Source organism: Agrobacterium sp. 6Ca8, assembly GCF_055382765.1.
In genome coordinates this window covers 692,894-701,149 of sequence record NZ_AP026435.1, presented here as the reverse complement: position 1 = coordinate 701,149, position 8,256 = coordinate 692,894, and the positions used below count along the sequence as shown (strand labels likewise).

The window sequence follows — 8,256 nt, the reverse complement described above, 5'->3', positions numbered from 1 at the left end:
ATTGACGTCCGTGGTTGACAGGGGAATAGAGGCGGCCATTTTATAAATTATAATCAGATACTTATAGAATATTTCGGACATCCTGTCCCTGCGGCGGCAACTGCATTTTCGCTCGGCAATCAAGGTCATCAGCGTCGGTCGAAACGAGATTTTCAGGGCAAAAAATCTACCCCATGGCGAATCGAACGACATTCGATCTCAAGAGGCAACCACTCGGCCATACTAAAAGGGGCCGGCTGCGAGCCGATCTATCGGATTCTGTCTGACCGAGGACCAGCGCCGTTTTTACGTTGGCGATAATAGTGACAGTGGATCGATCGGCGAGGGGCCGTCACAAAAAGACGGAGGGATCAAAGCAGCTTTTCAACACCGTCTACCGAGTCAAAGTGCTTCCCGCATGGAGGCACGTTCAACGATTTCGGTTTTCAGAACGACCTTGCGGACCATCTGACCTTTGCCATTTAGCCGGTCGACCAGCAACCTGGCCGCCGTCGCACCGAGATCATAGACGGGTTGGCGCACGACGGTCACGGGAGGCGTTGTTACAGACGTCCAATCCGCATCATGGAACGATACCAGCGACAGGTCATCCGGGATGCTAAGCCCCAGTTGACGGTGAACCTTGAACACCTCCAGGCCGATTATACTGTCCGATGCAATGATTGCCGTCGGACGCTGCGCCGACTGGAGCATTTCGGTGACGATGCGATGCGTCTCTTGCTGTGTGACGGCACCGACCTGTACCCAGCTTTCCATGTTGGTCAGACCAGCCTCACTGCACGCACCAAGATACCCTTCGATGCGTCGCCTGACCGAACCGGTACTGATGTCGTCTGCACTGCGGAACCGATGATCCGGCGTGTCGCAGGCGGTTAAATAGGCGATGCGGCGGTGGCCGAGAGCAATCAGCCGGCGTGTAATATTCTCGGCGGCATGCCGGTCGTCGGCAATAACGGTGTCGACATCGAGCGTGTCGCTTCCACGATCGAGCAACGCGAGCGGCAGCCCCGAGCGAATAACCTCATGCAGATGCTCGACATCGTTTTCCTTGGCCGGCGAGACGATGAGACCGTCGACACGCTTGGCAAGCAGAGTGCGGATGGCCGCTCTTTCCGCAACGACGTCTTCACCCGAGTTAATGAGGATGACGGTGAAGCCTGCCTGCCGGGCAATATCCGTGATGCCTCGCACGGCGAGGCTGAAAAAGGGGTTTTCAATATCTCCCACCACGACGCCGATGGTGCCTGAACGACCTGTCGTCATGCTGCGAGCAAGCTCATTGGGGCGATAATCGAGGGACTGAGCCGCGGCCAGGACCGCCTCTCTCACCCGGTCGCTAACAGTTCCGTAGCCACCTAGCACGCGTGCAGCCGTTGCCTTTGAGACGCCGGCTTGGCGTGCGACGTCAGCGACTGTCACGGAAGGAGTTTTAGGCGGGATCTTGTCCATAAGCGGTAGCCTTACAAGAGAACTTGACGACTGGCAAATGCGAAGATAACAATTGCCAATACCCAAAGAGACCGGTCTCTTTCTAATTGAGACCGGTCTCAAAAATAAAAAGACTTCCGACATGCGAACTGCGTGGGCCGGGTAGGTGACGTCATGCCGCCGACCGGGTGGGACCCGTGCGCCTTGAATTTATCGCAGACAACGACACCAGAGGAGAAGAAAACAATGCAATTTACCCAAGCCTTAACATCCGCCTTCGCAAAAATCCGCGCGACCACGGCCGCGATCACACTCGGTGTCCTTGCAGGCGCGGCGACGCCCGCACTTGCCGACAATCCGCTTGGCCTCATCGATCCCGCCACCATCAGTGTCGGCACGATGGGCGATGCCAAGCCTTATGCCTTCACCACCGCCGACGGCAACTTTACCGGTTTCGACATAGAGTTGTTCCTCAACGTAGCCGAACGTCTTGGGTTCAAGAAGGAACAGGTGGTGTTCACCGGCCAGGAATTCTCGGCCCTGATGCCCTCTGTCGCCAACGGCCGCTTCGATGTTGCGGCCGCTGCGATCGGCACGACTGCCAAGCGCAAGGAGACCATTGATTTCTCTGATGGTTATCTTGCAGGTTTCTTGAGCGTCCTCACTTCGGAGCCAGGGATCACCGATGCAGCGGGTCTTAAAGGCAAGCGTCTCGGTGTGGTGCAGGGTACACTTCAGGAAATCTATGCCGAGAAGAATTTTGCCGGCACCGATCTCGTGAAGTTCCCGGACAACAATTCTGCCGTTTCCGCACTCAACAACGGGACGGTCGATGCACATTTCCTCGATTTCGAGGCTGCAAAGGACTATTCCGCCCGTTATCCGGCGCTAAAAGTCGCAGTCAACATTCCGAGCTTCGACGCGCCCGCCGGCTTCGTCATCCGCAAGGGTAACGACGTATTGCGCGAGGCGCTTAACAAGGGCCTGAAAGAGGCCATGCAGGACGGCACCTGGAAAAAGCTGCACGAAAAATGGTTCCCCGGCACGCCGATGCCGCAGGCATATCTTCCCAAGCAGTGATGCCACCTTCCGGTCCGGCCTTTACCGGTCGGACCGGCCTTTCTTTCAAGGGATATCCTGATGAACTGGCTTGAAAACCTGCGCCGTAGCTTCCTCGACTGGAATGCCATGGCCGAAGTGCTGCCGACCATGATCACCGTTGGTCTCAAGAATACGCTGATCCTGGCTGCGACCTCGACTGTGCTTGGCGTGGCCATCGGTATGATGCTCGCGATCATGGGCATTTCCCGCTCGCCCTGGCTGCGCATTCCCGCTCGTCTTTATACCGATATTTTCCGCGGCCTGCCGGCCATCGTCACAATTCTCCTCATTGGCCAGGGTTTTGCCCGCATTGGCCGCGAGCTCTTCGGTCCATCGCCTTATCCGCTCGGCATTCTGGCACTCAGCCTGATTGCCGGTGCCTATATCGGCGAGATTTTCCGCTCTGGTATCCAGAGCGTCGACCGTGGGCAGATGGAGGCCTGCCGGGCATTGTCGATGAGCTATGGCCAGGGCATGCGCCTTATCGTCGTGCCGCAAGGCGTGCGCCGCGTTCTGCCGGCCCTCGTCAACCAGTTCATCGGCAACGTCAAGGATTCGAGCCTGGTCTATTTCCTCGGGCTTCTGGCCTCAGAGCGTGAGATCTTTCGCGTGGGACAGGACCAGGCGGTGGTGACCGGCAATCTGTCACCGCTCCTGCTGGCAGGCGTATTTTATCTCGTCGTTACCGTGCCGCTTACCCATGTCGTCAATGCGATCGACAATCGTCTGCGGGTTGGCAAGCAGCGCCCCTCCGTCATCACCAGCGGACTGGAGGAGGTCAGTGAACTCGACAGTGCAGCTCGCGCGACTGGCGTCTCGTTCAAGGGCGGCAGCCTTGATGTGCGCCGTCTCGGTATGGCCTATGGCGATCTTGATGTGCTGAGGGGTGTCGATCTTTTAGTCAAGCCAGGCAGCGTCACCTGCATCATCGGCCCGTCCGGATCCGGAAAATCGACTTTGCTGCGTGGGCTCAACCGTCTGGTCGAGCCGAAGAGCGGCGATATTCTTATCGATGGCGAAAGCATTCTCGCAATGAAGCCGGAAACGCTGCGCCGCCGGGTCGGCATGGTATTCCAGCATTTTAACCTCTTTCCCGACCACACGGCGCTGGAAAACGTCATGCTGTCGCTTACGAAGATCAAGGGCCTGCCCGCAGCCGAGGCCGAGCGCATCGCCAAGGCAAGGCTTGCCGATGTCGGCCTTGCGAGCCGTCAGCACCACCGTCCGGGCGGTCTTTCCGGCGGACAGCAGCAGCGCGTTGCCATTGCCCGTGCGCTTGCCATGGAACCGGAGGTTATCCTCTTCGACGAGGTGACGAGTGCGCTCGATCCGGAATTGGTCAAGGGCGTGCTCAACCTCATGGCCGAGCTCGGCACGCGTGGCATGACCATGGTCGTCGTCACGCACGAAATGGGATTTGCTCGCCGGGTCGCCGATCAGGTCGTCTTTATGGACGAGGGGCGCGTCGTTGAAGCCGGCACGCCAGAGGCAATATTCGACAACCCGCAAAGCCCGCGTCTCCAGCGCTTCCTTGCGGAAGTGCTCTGAGCGCCGGGAGGAGAAACCAATGACACAAACGATACGATGGGGTGTGCTCGGTTGCGCAGGCATTGCTGCCAAGGCGGTCATTCCCGCCATCCAGTCCAGCCGCCTTGGGCGCGTTGCGGCAATCGCCTCGCGCGATGCTGCGAAGGCGAAGGAGATGGCGGCCCGCTTCGGCATCGCCAAGTCCTATGGCAGCTACGAGGAACTGCTTGCCGATCCGGAAATAGACGCAATCTACAACCCTTTGCCCAATCATCTGCACGTGCCACTGACGATAAAGGCACTGGTGCAGGGCAAACCCGTACTCTGCGAGAAACCGATCGCGCTTGATGCCGAGCAGGCGAGGGAACTGGCAGCGGCACAAAAGGCGGCGGGCCTGCCGGTCGCGGAAGCCTTCATGGTGCGCCACCATCCGCAATGGAAAAAGGCGCGCGCGTTGATTGTCGAGGGGCGCCTCGGCGAGGTGAGGGCCATCCAGACGATCTTTTCCTATTATCTCGACGACCCCGGGAATGTACGCAACCAGGCTGATATTGGCGGCGGCGGTCTGTTCGACGTTGGTTGTTACGCCATCACCACGGCGCGGCTCCTGTTCGACGCGGAACCGGTAAGGGCGATCGCCCTCATGGAGCGGGATCCCGTCTTCGGCACGGACCGGCTGACGAGCGGGCTGCTGGCGTTTCCAGAGGGAAGGCAGCTTGCCTTCACCTGTTCCACACAACTCTCCCTCACGCAGAAGGTCACGGTGCTTGGAACGCGCGGGCGTCTGGAAATCCCCATTCCCTTCAATGCACCAGCTGATGAGCCGACCATCCTTGTCTTTGATGATGGTCGCGATCTTGCCGGCGGCGGCCGCGAGGAGATCGCGATCGGGCCTGTCGACCAGTATCGCGAACAGGCCGATGCATTCGCCGGGGCTGTTCTCTCCGGCGGGCCACTCGAGACGGGGCTTGGCGACGCAATCGCGAATATGACGGCGATTGACGCGCTGTTCCGCTCCGCAGCCAGCGGTCGCTGGGAGGTCCCCGATGCCTTATCCCCATCCGTATGACAATTGATTGAAAGCCAATTCCATGACCGACAACACCATCTCTTCGGCCGTCATCATCGGCGCCGGTATCTTCGGCGTTTCCACTGGCGTACAGCTTGCGCGGCGCGGCATTAAAGTGACGATCCTCAACGACGGCCCGCCGGCCAATGGTGCCTCCGGCCGCTCGCTGTCCTGGCTGAACTCAGCACGCATGCGCTCTGAGCCCTATCATCGGCTGCGTATGGCCGGCATCGACCGGTATCGCACACTCGCGGCGCAGAATCCCGGCGCAGAATGGCTTCGCTTTGATGGCGGGTTGACCTGGGACGCGGATGACGAGCGCAATGAGATCGACGCGGCCTATCGCCACGAAGTTTCGCTTGCCTATGATGCGCAGCGCCTTTCCGCAGCCGAAGTCGCCCGCGTTGTGCCCGGTGTCGACGCCGTCGCAATCACTCCACAGGGTGCAATCTTCAATCCCGGCGAAGGCTGGGTCGATTTGCCGACGCTGATTGGTGTGCTGCTTGAGGAGTTTTTCGCACTCGGTGGCGTTCTGGTAACGGACGAGGGTGCTGCACGGGTGGTGATCGAGGGTGGTCGTGTCATTGGCGCGCAAACTGCAAGTGCTGTTCTCCATCGGGCGGATGCCGTCGTGCTTGCCACCGGTCCGGCCGTCCCGAAGATGGCTGCGGAAAGCGGACAGACCATTGCCGACGGGACACCGATCGCCCTTCTGGTGCAGACGAGGCCGCTCGCCCATCCCCTGCGCGCTGTTCTCAATACACCGCGTGTCGCCGTTCGCCCGGCGCCGGGCCGCACATTCTCCCTGGATGCCGACTGGGCGGCCGATGAGGGTGTGACAGTGCGCGCAGACGGCAGCTATGATATCGACGACAGCGTGGTTTCAGAGCTTTTGGTTGAGGCTGCGCGGGTGATGGAAGGCAATCCGAAACTCGAGGTGGCTTCCATCGGCGTTGGTGGCAAACCGATCCCCGGCGATGGCGAGCCGGTGATTGGAGCCATCAAGAGTATTTCCGGTTACTACGTGGCCTTCAGCCACAGCGGTGCTACACTCGGCCTCATCGTGGGCGAGCTGCTCGCGTTCGAGGTTGCGACAGGCACCGAACATCCCATGCTCGCAACCTTCCGACCTGAGCGTTTCCCCTTGAATTGAGCAATGTGAGGCAGATATCGCCAAAATGAGCCGGCCGCCGCCGCGGCCGGCATTTTTTTATTGATATGGAAACGCCCGTCCGGTCTCTCGCATGAGGCTAATGCCCTTGTCGGCTGCACGGACCCTGGAGAAAACCTAGGGTTCAGAGATACAATCAGACCGTTGCCACGCATAGAAAAACCGGCACCACGCAGGCAGGAGTTGGCACCCTGCGTCGCGACGCGCCGCACAATTTAAAGGTGAGTTTGCATTATTTGAAAACTAATCGTTGACGCGACGACTTCAGTCCGTTATACATAAATCATCGATCTTTTGCTTGCCGAGCTTTGTCTACCGCGCGATTGGCACCGCGCTTTAAGCGAACTTCCATTTCAAAAATAGTCGGTTTCCTCGCTGCGCAGCATCAGCTTCGCGGTCCTACACTCTATGCTTTGAAAGGGTTCAACATGACCACTGGCACAGTAAAATGGTTTAATTCCACCAAAGGCTTCGGCTTCATCCAGCCCGACAATGGTGGCGCTGATGCGTTCGTTCATATCTCCGCTGTCGAGCGCGCCGGAATGCGCGAGCTCGTTGAAGGCCAGAAGATCGGCTTCGAACTCGAGCGCGACAACAAGTCGGGCAAGATGTCTGCTACCAATCTGCAGGCCGCATAAATCAAGATTTGCTTCCCTTTGACCACGGATGTACTGGCACTGTCGGAAGCTGCTTCATTAAGGTCAGGCGTTTTGCCTGGCCTTTTTCGTTTCGGTTTCAAGCCGAACCAATTGAGATTGCAAGAGCAGAAAAACAAAATGGATTCGGCTCGCAGACGACGATCTGCCTCACCGGCATCCAGATGTTATTTTCTGTCAAAAGCAACCTTGCGGTAGTGTCGGAATACGGCGCTCACGCCCCGTAGACCGAATGGCTGCCAGCGGCACGTCTCGCCAAGAAGGCAGGGCACTGCTCCATCAGTCCGGTCATAAAACGCGCCAAAAACGCGATGATCTCTCTTCCACTCATTATCAGGATATCCATGAAGAACGCCCGAAACAATGACGTCGCCGACCGTCGCGCCGCATCTACCGAAGCCAAAGCTGCTCTGCTCAATGCGTACCGCGCGGCAAAGACTGCTTTAGAACCTTCCAGGCTGGCAAGACAGGCAGAACGAGCAGCCATTGCCACAGCTCGAGAAGAGCGACGTCTTCAACGCGAGCGCACGAAGCTTGAGGAACAACAGCGTATCGAGACCGACGCTTTGGAGCGCCAGGCAGCGATTGAGGAGGTCGCAGTCGCAGAAATCGAAGCGCGGGAGAGTGCCGAAAAGGCACGTATAGCCCGGGTCATTGAAGATGAGACGATGCGAAAGGCTGAACGCGACCGGCGCTACGCTAACCGCAAGGCAAGACAAGCCTAACATTGCCCTTGCACGCCGACCCCACAACATGACGGCGTCATGCTGGTGACACTCTAACGAAAGCAGCCCCATGGCACCGGATAATAACGAGCTCCAGGCAATCAACACGTCGTGGCAAATCGCTATCCAGGAAATCCTGCGCATGGTCATTCGCGACATGTACCATGACGGTGGAGAAGCGAATTTCAAGGCCCATATAAAACGTATTGAAGAAGCTGCGGTCGACAGCATCCACTCCGATCTGCGACTCCGAGGAACCGACGAGTGGACTGAAGTGCTTGTAAAGGAACGGGCGAGCAACTTCGTGACGACATTGCTGACGTCCTTCACTTACGACCGTGCCTGACCCCTAGACATCGGTTTCAACGAGGAACCGAGCCGATTTCCAAGGAGAAGTGCGCAACCTCCGAGTACGATTTTCTGATCAGGGTTTGGTTGAGGGATTGGCTTTTTCTCCTTTCTCTGTGCCAGGGTGGCCGAGCTGGCCTTAAAGCTGAAACTGACGTGCCCGATATTCCACATCAGTGGATCGAGCTCTCGGCTCCGTGAGAGCTAACAGTTTATTCAATCACGGTCTGT

At 58.3% G+C, this 8,256-nt stretch carries 8 protein-coding genes; 7 read left to right on the top strand and 1 reads right to left on the bottom strand.

Annotated features, from left to right (window positions below; translation table 11 throughout):
- Positions 1-381: 381 nt before the first annotated feature.
- Positions 382-1,449 carry a LacI family DNA-binding transcriptional regulator gene (locus ACZ5A6_RS26940; RefSeq protein ID WP_112403059.1) on the bottom strand — a complete coding sequence of 356 codons (1,068 nt, stop codon included), beginning with the start codon at positions 1,447-1,449 and terminating at the stop codon, positions 382-384.
- 225 nt (positions 1,450-1,674) lie between these two features.
- Here ACZ5A6_RS26940 and ACZ5A6_RS26935 point away from each other — a divergent pair, with 225 nt between their 5' ends.
- The 7 genes from ACZ5A6_RS26935 to ACZ5A6_RS26905 all read left to right on the top strand — a co-directional run bounded on the left by ACZ5A6_RS26935 (position 1,675) and on the right by ACZ5A6_RS26905 (position 8,023).
- Entirely contained in the window at positions 1,675-2,508 is an 834-nt protein-coding gene (locus ACZ5A6_RS26935) for an ABC transporter substrate-binding protein (protein ID WP_111800504.1), read from the top strand.
- 60 nt (positions 2,509-2,568) lie between these two features.
- Positions 2,569-4,077 (top strand): amino acid ABC transporter permease/ATP-binding protein, encoded by a 1,509-nt coding sequence (locus ACZ5A6_RS26930; protein ID WP_013637619.1) that lies wholly within the window; start codon positions 2,569-2,571, stop codon positions 4,075-4,077.
- Between the two features lie 19 nt (positions 4,078-4,096).
- Positions 4,097-5,125, top strand: a complete 1,029-nt coding sequence (locus ACZ5A6_RS26925; protein ID WP_464111534.1) for a Gfo/Idh/MocA family protein — start codon at positions 4,097-4,099, stop codon at positions 5,123-5,125.
- A gap of 22 nt (positions 5,126-5,147) precedes the next feature.
- The gene (locus ACZ5A6_RS26920) at positions 5,148-6,278 is read left to right on the top strand and encodes an NAD(P)/FAD-dependent oxidoreductase (protein ID WP_464111533.1); all 1,131 of its coding nucleotides are present in this window, start codon (positions 5,148-5,150) and stop codon (positions 6,276-6,278) included.
- A 446-nt stretch (positions 6,279-6,724) separates the two neighbouring features.
- The gene (locus ACZ5A6_RS26915; protein ID WP_003519318.1) at positions 6,725-6,934 is read left to right on the top strand and encodes a cold-shock protein; all 210 of its coding nucleotides are present in this window, start codon (positions 6,725-6,727) and stop codon (positions 6,932-6,934) included.
- A 362-nt stretch (positions 6,935-7,296) separates the two neighbouring features.
- Complete coding sequence (locus ACZ5A6_RS26910) at positions 7,297-7,677, top strand: DUF6481 family protein (RefSeq protein ID WP_111800500.1); 381 nt, start codon at positions 7,297-7,299, stop codon at positions 7,675-7,677.
- 70 nt (positions 7,678-7,747) lie between these two features.
- Positions 7,748-8,023, top strand: a complete 276-nt coding sequence (locus ACZ5A6_RS26905; RefSeq protein ID WP_003519315.1) for a hypothetical protein — start codon at positions 7,748-7,750, stop codon at positions 8,021-8,023.
- Positions 8,024-8,256: the final 233 nt, after the last annotated feature.

Coding starts and splice junctions, on each gene's coding strand:
- ACZ5A6_RS26940 (WP_112403059.1), bottom strand. CDS start 1,449: ATGGACAAGATCCCGCCTAAAACTCCTTCCGTGACAGTCGCTGACGTC.
- ACZ5A6_RS26935 (WP_111800504.1), top strand. CDS start 1,675: ATGCAATTTACCCAAGCCTTAACATCCGCCTTCGCAAAAATCCGCGCG.
- ACZ5A6_RS26930 (WP_013637619.1), top strand. CDS start 2,569: ATGAACTGGCTTGAAAACCTGCGCCGTAGCTTCCTCGACTGGAATGCC.
- ACZ5A6_RS26925 (WP_464111534.1), top strand. CDS start 4,097: ATGACACAAACGATACGATGGGGTGTGCTCGGTTGCGCAGGCATTGCT.
- ACZ5A6_RS26920 (WP_464111533.1), top strand. CDS start 5,148: ATGACCGACAACACCATCTCTTCGGCCGTCATCATCGGCGCCGGTATC.
- ACZ5A6_RS26915 (WP_003519318.1), top strand. CDS start 6,725: ATGACCACTGGCACAGTAAAATGGTTTAATTCCACCAAAGGCTTCGGC.
- ACZ5A6_RS26910 (WP_111800500.1), top strand. CDS start 7,297: ATGAAGAACGCCCGAAACAATGACGTCGCCGACCGTCGCGCCGCATCT.
- ACZ5A6_RS26905 (WP_003519315.1), top strand. CDS start 7,748: ATGGCACCGGATAATAACGAGCTCCAGGCAATCAACACGTCGTGGCAA.